At 61.9% G+C, this 17,297-nt stretch carries 14 protein-coding genes; 7 read left to right on the top strand and 7 right to left on the bottom strand.

Annotated elements, in window-relative coordinates; all coding sequences use genetic code 11:
• Nucleotides 1-237: 237 nt before the first annotated feature.
• The gene (locus I6L34_RS07870) at nt 238-1,920 is read right to left on the bottom strand and encodes a methyl-accepting chemotaxis protein (RefSeq protein ID WP_216956443.1); all 1,683 of its coding nucleotides are present in this window, start codon (nt 1,918-1,920) and stop codon (nt 238-240) included.
• Between the two features lie 276 nt (nt 1,921-2,196).
• Here I6L34_RS07870 and I6L34_RS07865 point away from each other — a divergent pair, with 276 nt between their 5' ends.
• Nucleotides 2,197-4,062 (top strand): M3 family metallopeptidase, encoded by a 1,866-nt coding sequence (locus I6L34_RS07865; RefSeq protein ID WP_216956440.1) that lies wholly within the window; start codon nt 2,197-2,199, stop codon nt 4,060-4,062.
• Between the two features lie 79 nt (nt 4,063-4,141).
• Here I6L34_RS07865 and I6L34_RS07860 read toward each other — a convergent pair whose 3' ends face one another.
• Nucleotides 4,142-4,378 carry a hypothetical protein gene (locus I6L34_RS07860; protein ID WP_058058587.1) on the bottom strand — a complete coding sequence of 79 codons (237 nt, stop codon included), beginning with the start codon at nt 4,376-4,378 and terminating at the stop codon, nt 4,142-4,144.
• A 307-nt stretch (nt 4,379-4,685) separates the two neighbouring features.
• Here I6L34_RS07860 and I6L34_RS07855 point away from each other — a divergent pair, with 307 nt between their 5' ends.
• Complete coding sequence (locus tag I6L34_RS07855) at nt 4,686-5,984, top strand: ferric reductase-like transmembrane domain-containing protein (RefSeq protein ID WP_058058588.1); 1,299 nt, start codon at nt 4,686-4,688, stop codon at nt 5,982-5,984.
• Nucleotides 5,985-5,999: 15 nt separating this feature from the next.
• Here I6L34_RS07855 and I6L34_RS07850 read toward each other — a convergent pair whose 3' ends face one another.
• Entirely contained in the window at nt 6,000-9,167 is a 3,168-nt protein-coding gene (locus I6L34_RS07850; RefSeq protein WP_216956437.1) for a S41 family peptidase, read from the bottom strand.
• A gap of 278 nt (nt 9,168-9,445) precedes the next feature.
• Between I6L34_RS07850 and I6L34_RS07845 the strand changes: the two genes are divergently transcribed.
• The 4 genes from I6L34_RS07845 (at nt 9,446) to I6L34_RS07830 (ending at nt 12,977) form a co-directional block, all read left to right on the top strand.
• Complete coding sequence (locus I6L34_RS07845; RefSeq protein ID WP_031227763.1) at nt 9,446-9,925, top strand: murein L,D-transpeptidase family protein; 480 nt, start codon at nt 9,446-9,448, stop codon at nt 9,923-9,925.
• Between the two features lie 164 nt (nt 9,926-10,089).
• A complete protein-coding gene (locus I6L34_RS07840) occupies nt 10,090-11,616 on the top strand; it encodes a YjjI family glycine radical enzyme (RefSeq protein ID WP_216956434.1) in 1,527 nt (508 codons plus the stop codon).
• A gap of 10 nt (nt 11,617-11,626) precedes the next feature.
• Nucleotides 11,627-12,514 (top strand): YjjW family glycine radical enzyme activase, encoded by an 888-nt coding sequence (locus I6L34_RS07835; protein ID WP_216956431.1) that lies wholly within the window; start codon nt 11,627-11,629, stop codon nt 12,512-12,514.
• 139 nt (nt 12,515-12,653) lie between these two features.
• Complete coding sequence (locus tag I6L34_RS07830) at nt 12,654-12,977, top strand: DUF1820 family protein (protein ID WP_005340296.1); 324 nt, start codon at nt 12,654-12,656, stop codon at nt 12,975-12,977.
• A gap of 63 nt (nt 12,978-13,040) precedes the next feature.
• On the opposite strand, the gene I6L34_RS07825 is transcribed toward I6L34_RS07830, so the two are convergent.
• The 3 genes from I6L34_RS07825 to I6L34_RS07815 form a co-directional block, all read right to left on the bottom strand.
• Nucleotides 13,041-13,973, bottom strand: coding sequence for a LysR family transcriptional regulator (locus I6L34_RS07825; protein ID WP_139441934.1), 933 nt, complete (start codon nt 13,971-13,973; stop codon nt 13,041-13,043).
• Between the two features lie 162 nt (nt 13,974-14,135).
• Entirely contained in the window at nt 14,136-15,332 is a 1,197-nt protein-coding gene (locus tag I6L34_RS07820; protein ID WP_216956427.1) for an amino acid aminotransferase, read from the bottom strand.
• A 127-nt stretch (nt 15,333-15,459) separates the two neighbouring features.
• On the bottom strand, nt 15,460-15,735 hold the full coding sequence (locus tag I6L34_RS07815; RefSeq protein WP_216956424.1) for a metal/formaldehyde-sensitive transcriptional repressor: 276 nt from the start codon (nt 15,733-15,735) through the stop codon (nt 15,460-15,462).
• 71 nt (nt 15,736-15,806) lie between these two features.
• On the opposite strand from I6L34_RS07815, the gene dmeF reads away from it, so the two are divergent.
• Complete coding sequence (gene dmeF / locus I6L34_RS07810; protein ID WP_181269258.1) at nt 15,807-16,772, top strand: CDF family Co(II)/Ni(II) efflux transporter DmeF; 966 nt, start codon at nt 15,807-15,809, stop codon at nt 16,770-16,772.
• 46 nt (nt 16,773-16,818) lie between these two features.
• Here dmeF and I6L34_RS07805 read toward each other — a convergent pair whose 3' ends face one another.
• A complete protein-coding gene (locus I6L34_RS07805) occupies nt 16,819-17,232 on the bottom strand; it encodes a hypothetical protein (protein WP_216956421.1) in 414 nt (137 codons plus the stop codon).
• Between the last annotated feature and the right edge of the window lie 65 nt (nt 17,233-17,297).

The following is a 17,297-nucleotide window of genomic DNA, read 5'->3' as shown; positions in this document are numbered from 1 at the left end:
CCATCAGCATTGTGCACTGCATTGATTAATTATTTGAAGTTAAATGTTTAAATGCACCGTTCAACGGCACATTGCTCATTCTAACTGACTGTTTTTAAATTGTTCTCTTATCTGTGCATGGCGTCGAATGCCGTTGAATATGCCGATAAGATGCATGCTGATTGCGTGTTGGCGGCGTAAAAAAACCTGCCAGCTTGGCTGGCAGGTCGGGTGACAAGGCGACACAGGTTGACGCCATCAATGACGGGCGCGCTGTTCGCCGGAGGGGAGAGACAGGGGCGCCATCATCGGCGCCGGGGCGGACTCCTTGCCCAGTTTGAACACCGCAAGTCGCTCATCCAGGCTGCGGGAGAGACCGGCCAGCAGCTCGCTCTCCTGCGCCAGTTGCGAGGCGGACTGTGACATCTCCAGCGCCGAGTCGTTGATGCCGCTGACGTTGCGGTTCATATCCTCGGCCACCATGCTCTGCTGCTCGGCGGCGGTGGCGATCTGGGTGGCCATGTCGCTTACATGCTGGATGTGGTTGACGATCAGGGTGAGATCCTGCCCCGCCTGCTGGGACTGGTTGACGCTGCTCTCTGCCAGTTTGCGGCTGGTATCCATGGCGTTGGCGGCGGTGACGGCCCGTTGCTGCAGTTGGGCAATGGTACTCTGGATCTCTTCGGTGGATTGGCGAGTGCGGCTGGCCAGCTGGCGCACCTCGTCGGCCACCACGGCAAAGCCGCGGCCCTGCTCACCGGCACGGGCTGCCTCGATGGCGGCGTTGAGGGCCAGCAGGTTGGTCTGCTCCGAAATGGCGCTGATGACGGCGGTCACTTCGCTGATCTGCATCACTCCCTCTTTAAGCTGGTTGACCTGCTGGGTGGCCTGCTCCACCTCGGTGGCCAGCGCCTTGATGCCGTTCACGCTGGCGTGCACATCCCGGTTGCCGAGGCCAGCCTCGCCGGTCGCCTCCTGGGTGTCGCGCGCAGTGTTCTCGGCATGACCCGCGACGTCAGAGATGGTGGTACTCATCTCGTTCATGGCGGTAGCGAGTTGGGCCAGCTGATCCCGCTGGCTGGTGACCGCCTGATTGGTCTGCTCGGCGGAGGCGGCGATGCGCAGGGCGGCATCGGCCACGTTGCGGGCCCCCTGACTTGCCTCCAGCAGCGCGTGGCGGATGGCATCGAGACTCTGGTTGGTACAGCGTGCCACCATGCCCAGCTCATCCTTGCCCTGCACCGGAATAGTGACTACCAGATCGCCCCTGGCGACCCGCTGCATGGCGTGGTTGATCTGGTTGAGCGGGGAGACGATGGAGTGGGTGATGCGCCAGCCCAGCAGTCCCATCAGCACAATGACGATGGCGGTGGCGCTGCCCATCTTCATGTATTGGGCCCAGATGGTCTGGTGGATGTCCTGCAGCAGCATACCGGTGCCGAGGATCCAGCCCCAGGGTTGATAGCCAGAGACCATGGATAGCTTGTCAGCGGTTTCCCCCGATGGGCCTGTCCAGACATATTGCAGGGTGCCCTGTTTGCCCCCTTTGGCGATATCCACCATCTGATACCAGAACTGCCCTGCGGTGGCGGCGCCCCCTTCACCCATCTTCTGGCCGACCAGTTCGGGACGGATGGGGTGAACCACCATGGTGCGGTTCTCGTCGATGACGAACAGGTAGTTGTTGCCATCAAAGCGGGTGTTGGTCAGCAGCTTGCGCGCCTCCTGCTGGGCCTGCTCTGCTGGCAGGGTGCTGGCCAGAAACTGGATCTGGCTCATGGCCTGCTCCAGTACCGCATTGAGCCGCGCCTCTCGCTCACTCATCAGATTGCGCTGGAGCGCGTTGGCCGAGATAAGCAGCAGCGAGACAAAACCGACAAACGCCAGTGCGAGCAGCAAAATCAATTTGCGGCTCACGGTAATATCACCGAGCTTGAACATGACTAAACCCTCATTTCCCTGTTGATTTTATGTGGCTCTGTACTGCGGCAGCCAGTTCGTAAGAGTTAACAACTCATTTACTTTCAGTCTCTTGCCGAGCTTTCTCAAATGAGCGTTTTAACATCAGTATAGTCAGCAGACAGCAACCCCCACTTTTTGGTAGCGTGTTCAGGCGCATCCCTGCGCAATTTTTGCCAAAGAGTGTGAATCATTTGGCATTTCACTAAAAAAAGGAGTGGGCCCCGCTGCGGGTGACCCCATAACAAGAGGGAATTTATGAGTTCCATTGCCAGGAATTACTTCAACCAGCTCAACGCCGACTACCTGCAGGTTCACAGGCGCAAGGAGGATCTCTTCTGGTCCACCTATATGGGCACCAGCGACGATCAGGCCGGTTTCACCGCGGCCGAGCAGGCCTATAAGGCCTTTTGTACCAATCCGGCCCGTCTGCCCGAATTGCGGGAGATATTGGCGCAGGCCGACGAGGATGATCTCAAACGCGGTCTGCAAGGCTGGATCGCCTTCTTCGAGTGCAATGTGATTGAAGATCCCGCTGCGGCCGCCCTGATGGATGAGCTGGTGGCTGCCGAGGCTGCGCTGTTCGCCCGCCGCAAGGGGCTGAAACTGACCCTGCTGGATGAGCAGGGTCAGCAGGTCGCAGGCAGCCTGCCCGCCGCCAGCACCTCCCTTGCCGCAAGCCCGAACGAGGCGGTGCGCCAGAGCGCGCTCGCCATGTTCCACACCCTGGAGCACTGGGTGGTCGGCAACGGTTTTCTCGAAGTGGTGGCGATCCGCAACCGCTTTGCCCGCGCCATGGGCTATCGCGACTACTTCGACTACAAGGTGCGCAAGAATGAGCAGATGAGCCCGGATCAGCTGTTTGCCATCCTCGACGACTTTATCGCCCGCACCGACGCCCGGTTGCAGCAGAGTCTGGAAGAGCTGAAGGTTGCCCAGGGGGAGGCGGCACTGCTGCCTCACAACCTGCGTTACAGCGTGAGCGGCGATGTGACCCGCCAGCTAGATCCTTACGTGCCCTTCTCGCGGGCGCTGCGAGATTGGGTCGAGAGCTTCCGCCGGCTCGGCATCCAGTATCGCGGGGCTACCCTGACGCTGGATTTGCTGACCCGGGAGGGGAAATACGAGAACGGCTTCTGCCACGGCCCAGTGCCGAGCTTCTTCCAACAGGGGGAGTGGGTGCCGGCGGTGGTCAACTTCACCAGCCTGGCCGATCCGGCGCAGGTGGGCAGCGGCTGGAGTGGCCTCAACACCCTGTTCCACGAGGGTGGCCACGCCGCGCATTTTGCCAATGTCACCGGCAACGCCCCCTGCTTCTCACAGGAGTTCCCGCCCACCTCAATGGCCTATGCCGAGACCCAGTCGATGTTCTGCGACAGCCTGCTGGACGATGCCGACTGGCTCAAGCGCTACGCCAGAAATGCGGCGGGAGAGGCTGTTCCCGACGCTCTTATCAAGGAGATGATTGAAGCGCGTCAGCCGTTTCGCGCGTTTAATGAACGCCAGATCGCGCTGGTGGCCTACTTCGAGCGGGATCTCTACGCCATGGATGAGGCCGAACGTAGCCCCGAGGCGGTGCTGGCGCTGGCCCGTCAGTGGGAGCGCAAGATTGTCGGAGTGGAGAGCCCGCGCCCGCTGCTGGCCATTCCGCACCTCCTTAATCAGGAGTCGGCCTGCGCCTATCACGGCTACCTGCTGGCGCTGATGGCGGTGGAGCAGACCCGCGCCTATTTCCTCAAGCGTGATGGCTACCTCACCGACAACCCGCGTATCGGGCCGGATCTGGCCGCCCACTACTGGGGGCCTGGCAACGGCATGAGTCACGATGAGACCCTGCGCAGCCTGACTGGCGAGGGATTCAGTGCCGTGCCGCTGGCCGAGGCATGCAACCTGAGCTCCGTCGAAGCTTGGCAACAGGCTCAGGTCTGCATGGCTGCCGCCCAGCAGCGTCCGGCTACGGGTGAGGGGTCCCCGCTCGATGCCCATATCCGCGTGGTACACGGCGCCGAGCTTATCGCCGACAACAGCGAGTCGGAAACCCGCATGCTGGCCGACTTCGAGGCGTGGATTACCCGGCGCTACTTTGCTGGAGATGTCAGAGAGGAGCTGAGCTGCGTGCAGTAAGTGATGTGATGAAGGCAGGCTTGTTATGAATAGGCAATTGGCAGGAGGGGCGACCTTCCTGCCATTCTTTTTTCATTATTCACGATTCATCAATGACTTTATTTCCGCAATTTTCACAGATGGTGTGGCGTTCAAAGCGATCCATGTTGGCCAGAAAGGGGCCGGCGGCCCAGCCGGTAATGAAGTCTTTGATAAATGCAGTGCGATTTTGTTCTGGTTTCACCTCTTTTCCATAGGATTTGTCAACCAGCACCACGACATGGTTGGTCTCGCGCTGACAACTCGGGCAGTAGCGTTGTTCGGTGGATGAAAGCAAGGGGGATCTCCTTGTCCGGAAGAGTGGGCAGCAGGTTTTCCGCCTCAGATATGCAACGTCCCCATTTGATTCCTTTTTCTGGCGGGTCGTCAATCACAGCGGAGGTTGATTGTGCGCCATCTCCTATGAAGAGAGGCAAGCCAACAAGCGAGATCGCGAGGGGCCACTTGGCCCTCTTTTGTTTCCGTTTGTCACACATTGCCACACAAGCTTCCCCCTCTGGCAAAGTCTTGTGACCGGACGGGTGTGTAATGGTGCCATCAGCAGGGAGATGAGGTCCTGCAGCGATGGAACCAGGGAGCATGTTATGACGAACAAATGGATGTGGTGGCTGTTGCCACTGTTGGCGGTCGGAGTCTGGTGGCTGGGTTATGCGGGGGATGCCAACGGGGTGTGGCCCTGGCGCCATGAGATGTTGTTACTGACCGGCCTGCTGGGGATGACCTATATGGCCATTTCGCTGTTGCTGGCATTGCGTCTGCCGCAGCTGGAGGTGTGGTGTGGCGGTCTGGACCGGATGTTGCGATTGCACCGCCAGATGGCCATCGGCGGTGCATTGGCGCTGACCGCCCACTGGCTGTTGGTAGAAGCGCCCAAGTGGGCGGTCTCGGCAGGTTTGCTGAGTCGTCCCGCCCGGCGTGGGGCCAGCGGTGCCGGAGTGGGTGCTAGCGCAGGTAATGACATCTCGCTCCATGACCTTGGCAATACCCTGGGTGAGTGGAGTTTCTATCTACTGATCGCGTTGGTGGTAGTGAGCTTGCTGGCGCTGGTGAGTTATGGCCGTTTTCGGCTGATCCACCGGCTGGCGCCGCTCATCTATCTGGCGGGGTGGGGGCACGGTCTCTGCCTGCTGCCTCAGATTGGGGCCATGACCCCGGTGGGGGTATCGATCTGGTTGATCGGTGGGCTGGGAGCTATCGGGGCCCTCTACTCTCTGTTGGGACAAGTGGGAGCACGGGATCGCCATCCGGGCCGGGTCGTTGCGGTGCGGACGCTGGCGGATCACACCTGCGAGCTGACCATGCAGCTGGAGCGGCCGCTCGCCCATTACCGCCCGGGTCAGTTTGCCTTCTTCGAATTTGACGCCAAAGAGGGGCCGCACCCCTTTACTCTGGTACGGGTGTCGGCGGATCGGCGCCAGCTGGTGATCGCGGTACGGGCGCTCGGGGATCATACCCGTCAGCTGGTGGCAGAAGCGCGCATCGGGGATGAGGTGGTGGTGACCGGCCCCTATGGCGCTTTTATCGCCCCGCAAGGGGGAGGGCGAGCCCTCTGGCTGGGGGCCGGGATCGGTATCACGCCGTTTGTGGCCTGGCTGGAGGGGATGGCTGCCCGTGGCGAGCGCGGCGAGGGGATCACTCTGATCCAGTGTGCGCCGGATCTGGCGGGCGCCGTCTACCACCAGCGGTTAGCCGAGCTCTGTCATCGCACCGGTGTGTGCTATCAGCTGCATTTGGACAAGGCGGCCGGGCGGCTGGATCTGGCCCGCATCGCGCAGGATGCACCCGAGCATGTGTGGTTTTGCGGGCCGGAGGGGATGGCAGATGCCCTGACCCGGCTGTTGCCGGACGGGCATCTGCATCGCGAGCTGTTTCGCTTTCGTTGAGCTCGATGGGCGCCGTTATTTGGCGCTGGCTGGCAACTGCTTGAGGGCGGCTTGTACTGCGGCTTCCAGTTGCGGGTCGCGCCCGGCCACCATGTCGGCGGGAGTGAGGGGCACCTGCAGATCCGGGATCAGCTCCTGATTCTCGTAGAAGGTGCCGTCCGGTTTGCGCAGCCCCAGGGTTGGAATGCCGTAGGAGAGCCCCGGGATCAGCCGGGAGTCGTGGCTGTAGACCATGGTGCCGGTGCCGGGCACCGGATCGCCGACGATGGGGCCGACCTTGAGGGCGCGGTAATACTCGGGGAAGGCGGAGCCTTCCGAGTAGCTGCCAGCGTTGACCAGCACCACCGAGGGCTTGGTCCACTGGCGAGTGGCGGCATCGGTTTCACCCTTGCCCTGACGGGGCCAACTGCTGGCCATCCCCTTGGTGCTGCCGCTGCCGGTCAAAAACTCCACCAGGGTATTGGCGAGATAGCCGCCGCTGTTGAAGCGGACATCGACGATCAGCGCATCGCGATTGCGCTGTCTGCCGAGGGCATCCGCCACCACCGCATCGTAGACCTCGCTATTCATTGCCGGCAGATAGACATAGCCGACCCGTCCTCCGCTCAGGCTGGCCACCAGCTCCCGCCGTTTCTCAATCCAGCGATCCTGTTGCAGCTGGTACTCCTGCTGCTTGTCGATGGCGGTGAGCACCACCTCGTCAGTTTGCTTGTTGCCCTCCTGCTGGAAGGTGAGGGCAAGCCGGGCACCGGCCTGATGGTTAAGGGCTCGATCCAGCTCGGCCAGATTGGCAATCGGGACGCCGTTGATGGCGAGCAGGCGGGCGCCCGGGGCGATATCGCTCTCCTGATCCAGCGGGCCGCCATAGAGCAGGGCGGTGAGCATCACCCCTTGTTCGCTATCCTGCCAGTAGCCGCCAAGGCTGGCGGTCTCGTCCGCCATGCGCGGGAAGGGGGCGGGGCCGCTGCCCCAGGTGTGGGAGACATTGAGCTCGCCAGCCAGCTCCGCCAGCAGGTTGCCAAAGTCCCGCGGGTTGCCGATGCCCGGCAGCAGGCGGCGGTAAGCGGCGACATAGCTATCCCAGTTCACCCCGTTCATATCGTCCAGATAGAACTCGTCCCGGGTGAGCCGGGCGATCTGATCGAAGGCGGCGGTCATGCGTTCCTGCCAGAGGCTGGTGGGCTGCAAGGCGAAGGGGGCGCTGGTGGCTTCGCCGGAGTCGAGGTGGATCCGGGTTATTTCCCCATCCCGCACCAGGGTAGCCAGGGTGCCCTGCTGGTTGAGGCTTGCCAGCGCTGGGCCGGGCTGATCGCCAAACAGTTCGCTGGTTTTGCCTTTGCGCAGATCCTGGCTGTAGCCCTTGATCTCGCTCTCGCTGTTGACCCCCATCTCTTCCACCAGATAGATCACTTGGTCGCCGATGATGCGGCTGGCGAGCAGGGTGCCGGTGGGTTGCAGCAGCAGCGCTTCTCGATGGTTGAGACGATCGCTCTCAAAGCCGTATCCCCCTTTCGGCGGCTCCAGTTCGGCAATCGCATCGGCTCTGGCGGCGCGGCTGCTGTAAATGCCGAGCAGGTTGGTGACGAGGGGCTCGCCATCGGGCCCCAGTGCGCCAAACCGGGTCGATTGCCAGTAGAGGATGGCGCCATCCTGACTCCAGCCCGGTTGCCCATCCTGATAGCCGTTGAGGCTGACATTGACCGGTTTGGCCTTGAGGTTGGCCGTGTCGATCACCGCGATCTCCTGCTCTGCCGCATCGGGGCGGAAAGTGAGCGCCAGATGGCGTGAGTCGGGGGCAAAGTCGAGATGTACCTCGTGGCGCGACGGGTTGAAGCTGGCAGGCACCAGCTCCCGCTGCTTGTTGCTCGCCAGATCGAGCAGGTGGATGGCCTGGCCATCCACCACGAAGGCGAGCTGCTTGCCATCGGGGGAGAGCACCGGACGGCTGATCCCCTTGTCGGGAATGGCCAGCAGCAGACTCTCGGTCAGAGTGCCGGGATCGCTGAACAGCAGATCCGGATCCCCCTTGCGCAGGCGATAGAGGGCAGCGTGCCCCTGCTGCTCCGACAGATAGATGAGGGCACGGCCCTGCTCGGCGAAGAGGGGGCTGGACTGCTCGCTCGGATCTCGGGTCAGCTGGCGCACCCGCTCCCGCTCGGGGTCGACGGCAAACAGGTTGCCCTCGCTCACCAGGATCAGCTCGTCCGCCTCTTCGCTGACCAGCGCTTCGTCGGCCAGGGTCAGGGCCTCGCTCGCCTCATCCGGCGCGCTCGCCACTTGTGGGGTGAGGGTCAGCTTGCGTGGCTCGCTGCTACCGGCATCAAGGCGATAGAGTTCACCCAGCCATGACCAGACCAGATCACCATTGCGAGAGGCGCTGAGCCCCCTCACCGGATGGCCCTGATAGTGGGTTAGCTGTTGCTCCTTGCCGCTGGCGAGATCCCGGCGCCAGACGTTGAAATCGCCGCTGCGCTCGCTCAGGTAAAAGAGGGTATCTCCCTTGTCGCTCCAGACCGGATCGGTGGCCGCCACCCGATCTTCGGTCAGCTGCTTGTGCTGCTTGCCATCAAACAGCCAGAGACGGGGCACCGCGAACGAGTGCTGATGCTTGCGAAAGGGTTGATCCGCCGCGGGCATCTGGTAGACGAGCCGCTCCCCGTGGGGGCGGGCGAGAGTTGCAGGCAGCGGCAGATCGGCCTGCAAGGTGCCGCCGGTGATCGGGGTCCAGTAGAGCTCGCCCCATTGGTAGCCTTCCGCGACAAAATGATCGGCATCGGGCGCCCCCAAGCGCTGGCTGCTCAGCAGCAGCCGTTTGCCATCGGCGCTGAAGGCTTGCGGCAGATCGGTGCGCGAATCGCGAGTGAGGCGCACCATCTCGCCGCCGTTGGCGGGTACCACGAACACATCCTCGTTGCCGTAGAGATTGGCGGCAAAGGCGATCTTTTTGCCATCCGGTGACCAGATTGGCCGCTGGCTCAGGTAGTCGCTGCCGGTGAGCGCCGTAGCGGGGCCACCCTCGGCACTGGCGACAAAAATGCGCCCCTGCCAGGTGAAAGCAAGCTGCTTGCCATCGGGGGAGAGGGCGGGCTCGCGCAGCCAGAGTGCATCGGCGGCGACACTGGCGGGCAGCCAGAGCAGAAGTGGCGAGAACAGCAGGGTGGCGAGGCGGCACGAAGAGCGCATGGCATGATCCTGTCGGGGAGTGGAGTGTTATCTTCGCCGATCATTGCCCCGGGTGCCAGCGCGATAATTTTTGTATCTTGTTGTTTTAACTGTTAATTACCAATGCCAAATGACGGCGTTCAAGGAAGATGGCCTGGCTGCGGCAAGATATGTTTTGCCGAGCATATTGAGTATTGATGGCGATCCAATATCATGGCGCTCGCTCGCCGCTCGGCGGGCATCGTTCAGATGATCTGGTAACAAGAAAAGCCCGCACCAGAGGCTTGTCGAGGGATGGAATGAGAGCCGTATTACTGTGTTTGTTGGGGCTTTGGCCCGCATTGAGTTTTGCCTTGACCGAAAAAGCCGATTTGGTGGTGGTCAAGAAGTCGACCTATAGCCTGACCCTGATGAAGGATGGCAAAGAACTGAAGCGCTACTGGATTGCTCTGGGCCCGGCGCCCAAGGGGCACAAGCAGCAGGAAGGGGATCAGCGTACGCCGGAAGGGCGCTACACCCTCGACTACAAGAAGACCAATTCCGGCTACTACAAAGCCATCCATATCAACTATCCGAACCTGGATGACATCAAGCGCGCCAATGAGCTGGGTGTTCGTCCGGGTGGCATGATCATGATCCACGGCCAGCGCAACAGCATTGGCAACCGCAGGGTTCAGCCCTCCAACTGGACCAACGGCTGCATCGCCATGCTCAACCACGAGCTGGATGAGGTGTGGGACGCCGTTGACCCGGGTACGCCCATCGTCATCGAGCCCTGATCCGCACAACGGGGGTCTTGTCGGCAGACAAGGCCCCCGTTCTGTTTGGGGTGTGATCCTCTCTCACGGATGTCTTTTTGAGACATTCGTATTGTTGTGAATGTCACTTCAAAAAAAGCCTGCAAATGGTGAGGATATGGGCTCTGTCCGTGAAGGAGTGTCCCATGTCTTTGATCGAAGCCTGTCAGCGCATCGTGCGCGATCCCCATCTCTCCGCCGCCCAGAAGAGCCACGCGCTGGCGCTGGCCGCCGAGAATGCGTTGCCCTACCCCGACCTGCCTGCCGCAGTCGCCGAGGCGATGGAGCAGGGATTTATCTGCGACATGTTCGAAGGGCACGCCCCCTACAAGCCGCGTTATGTGCTGCCGGACTATGAAAAATTCCTGACTCAGGGCTCTGCCTGGCTGGAGCTGGCGGCGCCGCAGGATTTCGACGAGGCGCTCAACGCACTGCGCATCCTCTATCACCATGTCCCCTCCGTCACCGGCATGCCGGTCTGGCTGGGTCGGCTCGACCATCTGCTGCTGCCGTTTGTCGGCGAACTGGATGACGAGACCCTCTATCGCAAGCTGAAGGGGTTCTGGGTCTATCTGGATCGGGTGCTGCCGGACGCCTTCATGCACGTCAACATCGGGCCGGATGACAACCGTATCTGCCGCCTGATCCTGCGCATCGACAACGACCTCAAGCAGGTGGCGCCGAACCTTACCTTCTTCCACGATCCGGAGCAGACCCCGGACAGCCTGCTGCTGCAGGCGGTGAAGAACATCGCCGAGTGCAGCAAGCCGCACATCGCCAACTACCCGATCCACCGCGACACCTTCGACACTCGTGGTTTTGGTATCGTCAGCTGCTACAACGCCCTGCCGCAGGCCGGTGGCGCCAATACCCTGGTGCGCATCTCCCTCAAGCGGGTCGCCGAGCAGTGTCAGGGGATCGATGACTTCCTCGGCTGCCTGCTGCCCCACTACTGCCGTCTGGCTTCTCAGCTGATCGAAGCGCGGGCTGCTTTCTTGCATAAGGAGTCCGGCTTCTTCGACAGCTTCCTGGTCAAGGAGGGGCTGCTGGATGAGGATCGTTTCGTTCCCATGTTTGGCATCTACGGCATGGCGGAAGCGGTCAATATCCTGATGGATAAAGAGAATCTGCCGGATCGCTACGGCCATGGCGAGGAGGCGAACCAGCTTGGCTATCGCATCTCGGCCCAGCTCTCCGCCTATGTGACCACGACCCCGCAGACCCATGCCTGGGGTGGCCGCGCTTTGTTGCATTCGCAAGGTGGCCTCAGCATCGATGTGGCTGTTACCCCCGGGGTGCGCATTCCCTACGGGCATGAGCCGGATCCGACCCGCCATGTGCTGGCGCTGGCGCCGCACCACACTTATTACCATTCGGGGATCAGCGAGATCCTGACGCTGGATCCCACCATCCGTCAGAACCCGCAGGCACTGCTGCAGCTCTGCAAAGGGGCGCTCGCTATCGGTATGCGCGAGTTCACCGCCAACGTGGCCGACAGCGATCTGGTGCGGGTGACCGGCTATATGATCCGCAAGAGCGACGTGGCCCGCTTCGCAGAGGAGGGGTCGCGCTTGCAGACCACCTGTCTCGGTGCCGAGGCGAGTGAAGTGACCGCCATTCGTCAGAGGGCGCCGCGAGTGGTCGCCCACGAATCGACCATCGGCGAGTATTGAGTTCGCACCGATGGCTGATGTATTGCCAACACGCAGCGCCTTGGTAAGCAGGGTGCTGCCGTTCTCCTGTGTCGACGGGCCGGGTAACCGGCTGGTGCTGTTTCTGCAGGGTTGCAACTTTCGCTGCCCCGGCTGCCACAACCCGCACACCATAGGGCTGTGCGACGATTGCGGTGACTGCCTTGCGGTCTGCCCGAGCGGCGCCCTCACCATGAGCGAGGGCAAGGTTCATTGGCAGGAGGCGCTCTGTACCGATTGCGATGCCTGTCTGGATGTCTGCCCCCGTAGTGCCAATCCCAAGACCACAACCATGACGGTGGACGACGTGCTGGCCCTGTTGCGCCGCTACGGCCCACTGCTGAGCGGGATTACCGTCTCCGGCGGCGAGGCGACCACCCAGCTCCCCTTTGTGGTTGCGCTGTTTGCCGCCATCAAGGGCGCGCCGGATCTGACCCATCTCACTTGCCTGCTCGACAGCAACGGTTCTCTGGCCGAAACTGGCTGGCAGCGGCTGCTGCCGGTGCTCGACGGCGCCATGCTCGATCTCAAGGGGTGGCGTGACTCGGTGCATCACACTCTGACCGGTTATGGTCGCGAGCGGGTGCTGGCATCGCTGCAACTGCTGGCACGCCACGGCAAGCTGGCCGAACTGCGGCTGCTCCATGTGCCGGGCAAGAGCGATTTTCTGGATGCGAGTGGTGAGCTGGACGAGGATCTTGCCGCCTTCTTGCAGCAGCTTGGGCCTGTGCCCATTCGCCTCAACGGCTTTCGCCACCATGGGGTACGGGGAGAGGCGGCGCAATGGCCAGAGGCTCACCAAACCGAGCTGGAACAGCTGGCCAGCCGTTTGCGTGCAGCGGGATTGGGGGCGGTCTCACTGCCTGCCTTGATGGGCTGAGTGGTTGCGTCATCCGGTGACCGTCATGGTGTGAGGTGCGGCATGGAAAGGCCGCAACTGTGATTTCTGTCTATTGGTGGGGGCGAGAACGGCGGCTAGAATAATGGCCATCTTCTTAACCCCTCAGTGACAGATAATCATGAGTGAAAGCAAGGCGTTATATCGGGTTCAGTTTATTTGCCACAGCGAGCGCTACGAAGTGTATGTGCGCGAAGTCAATCAGGGCCAGCTGTTCGGTTTCATCGAAATTGCCGACTTTGTCTGGGACAACCACACGGCGCTTATCGTCGATCCCAGTCACGAGAAGCTCAAGAGCGAATTTGCCGATGTGCGCCAGACTCTTATTCCCATGCATCAGGTGCTGCGCATCGATCAGGTGAAAAAGCAGGGGGCTGCCCGCATCACGGATCTGGGCAGCAATGTCGCCTCCTTCCCCAGTCCCATTTATACCAAGCGTCCCTGATCCCTCATTGCCGTGGATGTTTCGCCGTGGCGAAACATCCATCTCTTCTCGCTGTCGTCCGGCTCAGGGCTCAATCAATTCGCGACCCAGTTGCAGGATCCGCTGGCGGAACCAGTGACGGGCCGAGCCATCACCGGCCGGACCATACCAGACCAGACTGTGACTCACCTTGCCGTAATCGAACGGTGCCGGACGCATCATCAGATCCGGCTGACTGGCCATGCAGGCCGCCCAGCCACCGATGGCGGTGAGGATCAGATCAGTCTGGGGCAGCAGGGCCGCCGCGCTGGCAAAATCGGGCAGGGTGGCGCCAATCTGGCGACGCACCTGCTGCTGGGCCAGGCTCTGCTCGAAGAAGGGGTTGGCCAGCTCCTGATCCCGGATGGCGATATGGCGCCAGCTCAGGTAGGCATCGAGATCCCAGGGCTTGGCCAGCGCGGGATGGTCTTTGCGCAGCAGGCAGACCAGTTTTTCTTCCCGCAGGGTCTCCCACACCAGCCCGGGCTGGCGTGGCAATGGCTGGCTCTGGTCATGGGGCAGGATCACGAAGTCGAGTTTACCCGCTGCCAGCGCCTCCAGTCCCTGCTCATCCTTGTTCCAGATCTCCGGCACCATGCCCGGTACCTCCTGCATCAGCTGACCCAGAATGGGGCCCACCGGCCAGGTCATCACGCTCTCGCGCAATCCCAGCCGCAAGCTGCCCTGCCACTGTTGGGGGTTGAAGGTGTTCTGGCGAGTGAGGCCGTTCAGCTCCCCCAGTAGTCGATGCAGGGTGGGAGCCAGTCGCTCGGCCATGGGGGTGAGCAGCAGCTGGTTGCCCTGGCGGTAGAGCAGTTGATCCCCCAGCAGATCCCGCAGTTGGTTGAGGGTTTTGCTGACGGTGGAAGGGGTGGTGCAGAGTCGCTCGGCGGTGCGGGTGACGCTCTGGTTGTCGAGCAACAGGTGCAGGGTGACCAGATGGCGACCTCCCAGCCGAGAGAGAGCGATCAGATCCATAGTGGCTCCTGAAATTGATGAAGATAAACAGGCTTGGAATCAGAAAGATTCAACGTGACCTGCTGGCATTCTCTCACAGCAGGGGGAGGGTGAGCAGACCCATCAAGAGGTGACCGCGAACGCAACAGACAAAAAGCCCCGCCAAAGCGGGGCTGATACGGATTAGCCCTTGAGCACCGCCGCCATGGCGTCGGCCACATAGTCGACGTTGCGGCTGTTGAGGCCCGCCACACACATGCGGCCGGAGCGCACCAGATAGACGGCGAACTCTTCGCGCAGTCTGTCAACCTGCTCCGGGGTGAAGCCGGTATAGCTGAACATGCCGCGCTGGTTGATGAAGTAGCTGAAGTCGCGGCCCGGCACCTTGGCGCTCAACACCTCGTAGAGCTTCTGGCGCATCCCCTTGATGCGGGTGCGCATCTCGGTCACCTCACCGACCCACATGGCGTGCAGTTCGGGCTGGCTCATCACTGCCGCGGTGATCTGACCGCCGTGGGTGGGGGGGCTGGAGTAGTTGCGGCGCACGGTGGCCTTCATCTGGCCGAGCACCCGGCTCGCCTCTTCGGCATCCTTGCAGATGACCGACAGACCGCCACAGCGCTCGCCGTAGAAGGAGAGGTTCTTGGAAAACGAGTTGCTGACGAAGAAGCTGACGCCGGCGGCCACCATGGCGCGGATGGCGTAGGCATCCTCTTCCAGCCCGTCACCGAAGCCCTGATAGGCGATATCCATAAAGGGGATCAGGTTCTTCTCGACCACCAGCGCGATCACCCGATCCCACTGGGCGCGGGAGAGATCCACCCCGGTCGGGTTGTGGCAGCAGGGGTGCAGCAGCACGATGCTCTTGGCCGGCAGGCTGCTCAGGCAGTCGATCATGGCATCGAACTGCACGCCGCCAGTGGCCGCATCGTAGTAGGGGTAGTCGTGCACCTTGATGCCGGCTCCCTCGAACATCGCCTTGTGGTTGTCCCAGGTTGGGTTGCTGACCCACACCTCGGAGGTCGGGAAGTAGCGCTTGAGCAGATCGGCCCCGATCTTCAGCGCGCCGGAGCCACCGATGGTCTGGATGGTGGCGATACGTCCCGCCTTGACCGCTTCATGGTCGGCACCAAACAGCAGGTGCTGCACCGCGGTGCGGTAGTTGGCGGCGCCTTCCATCGGCTGGTAGGGGCGCGGGGCCGAGGCGGCGGCGCGCTGGGCTTCGGCTTGCTGCACCGACGGCAGCAGCGGAATGCGCCCCTGCTCGTCGTAATAGAGGCCGATCCCCAGGTTCACCTTCTGCTCGCGGGTGTCTTTGTGGAAGGTCTCGACTAGCGTCAGGATGGGGTCGCCAGCATAGGCATCGACGTGTTCAAACATGGGGGATCCTTGAAATTGACTGTCCAGTAAAACCGGCGGTCAGCCGGGCTGGACATCATGGCGCAAAGCTGGCGGTGGCTCAAGCCCGACACTGGTCGAGCCTGAAGGGATGGAGCCGCTATCCTGCTCACTTCAAATAGGATCGCAGGACGCTGACTACCTGATCCAGATCCTCCAGCCGCTCGGCGTGGGTCGCCTCTTCGGCGCCCAGGTGTTCGCGCATGTGCCCCTCCAGCACCTCCAGCATCAGTCCGTTGACGGCGCCGCGGATGGCGGCGATCTGCTGCAAAATGGCGGCGCACTCGCTCTCCTGCTCCAGCGCGCTCTCCAGCGCACCGGCCTGTCCCTTGATGCGGCGCACCCGTGCCAGCAGCTTCTTTTTGTCGTGAATGGTGTGGGACATGACGGATCCTCTCGATCAATAAAACTATACTGGGGTATAGTATATTGCATCATCGCTCTCAGGAGAAATCCATGTCATCCCTTGCTCAATCCCACTGCCATCAACCCGTCATCCACGAGGGCAATCCGCTGGCCGAACAGAAGACCCGCTGGGCCGTATTGCTGACCGTCATCATGATGGTGGCAGAGATCGGCGGCGGCTGGTTCTACAACTCCATGGCGCTGTTGGCGGATGGCTGGCACATGAGCTCCCACGCACTGGCGCTCGGTCTCTCTGTGCTGGCCTACCGCGCCGCCCGCCATTTCGCCCGTGACCACAGATTCAGCTTCGGCACCTGGAAGATCGAGGTGCTGGGTGGCTTCACCAGCGCCCTGTTGCTGGTAGGAGTGGCCGGGTTGATGCTGTTCGAGTCGGTGTTCCGGCTGCTGGATCCCAGCCCGATCCACTATCAACAGGCGATCGCTATCGCGCTGGTGGGGCTGCTGGTGAACCTCGCCTGTGCCTGGTTGCTCAAGGATGATCACGGCCACCATCACCATGGGCATGACCACCATCATGAACATCACGACCACGATCATCATCATGACCATGACGATCACCACGGCCATCAGGACCTCAATCTGCGTGCCGCCTATATCCACGTGCTGGCAGATGCGGCCACTTCCGTGCTGGCGATTCTGGCGCTGGTCGGGGGCATGTTGTGGGGGGCCGACTGGCTCGACCCGCTGATGGGCATAGTAGGCGCCGGACTGGTGGCGGTATGGGCCTGGGGTCTGTTGCGGGACTCCGGCCGGGTGCTGCTGGATGCCGAGATGGATACCCCGCTGGTGGCGGAGATCCGCGAGGTCATCGCCGAGTTGCCGGGCACCGATATCCGCGATCTGCACGTCTGGCGGGTGGGGCAGCAGCAGTATGCCTGCGTGCTCTCTTTGCTGATGGTCAATCCGCTACCAGCGCAGCAGATCCGCGAGCGGCTGGCGATCCATGAAGAGCTGGTGCATGTGACCATCGAGATCGCCAGCGAACAGGATAAATAACGGGGGCCCTTGGCCCCCTGGTTTCAGTGCCGTTGGCTCTCTGATGTCAGTGCGGCTGCCCGGTGATTTCATCCTGGGGCTTGTGTTGCCACACAGCACCGAGCAGCAGCTTGAGCAGCAGTTGTGGCGGGTTGTCCAGCAGCTTGCCGGACTCCAGCAGCAGCTGACCATCGGCGCGAAACCCGAGGCTGGCATCTATGGTGCCATCCTCCGAGACCACCTGGATCAGGCCATTGAGGGCGGAGCGCTCGCCGGGCTGACAGCGCAGCCGCAGTTCGCGGGGTTCCCCCAGCAGGGTGAAGGCGCGGCTCAGCGGGGGCGAGTCTTCATAATCGGGCCAGTTGAAGAAGTGATACTGCTCGGCCAGGGTGCCAGCCTGCTGGCAAAACTGGTCGAACAGCTGCCCGATCGCCTGATACTCCTGATCGAGTCGTCTTGCCTGCTCTTCAATCCGTTTCATTGTTTACTCCTTGTCTATCCACTTGATCAGACATTGCTTTTCTGACCCCGTGACTGCCGTTTTCC

It is taken from the genome of Aeromonas sp. FDAARGOS 1404, from assembly GCF_019047085.1.
Classification (GTDB): domain Bacteria; phylum Pseudomonadota; class Gammaproteobacteria; order Enterobacterales; family Aeromonadaceae; genus Aeromonas; species Aeromonas veronii.
Note: the sequence above shows the minus strand (reverse complement) of the source record. Positions and strands in the feature narration are given on the sequence as shown.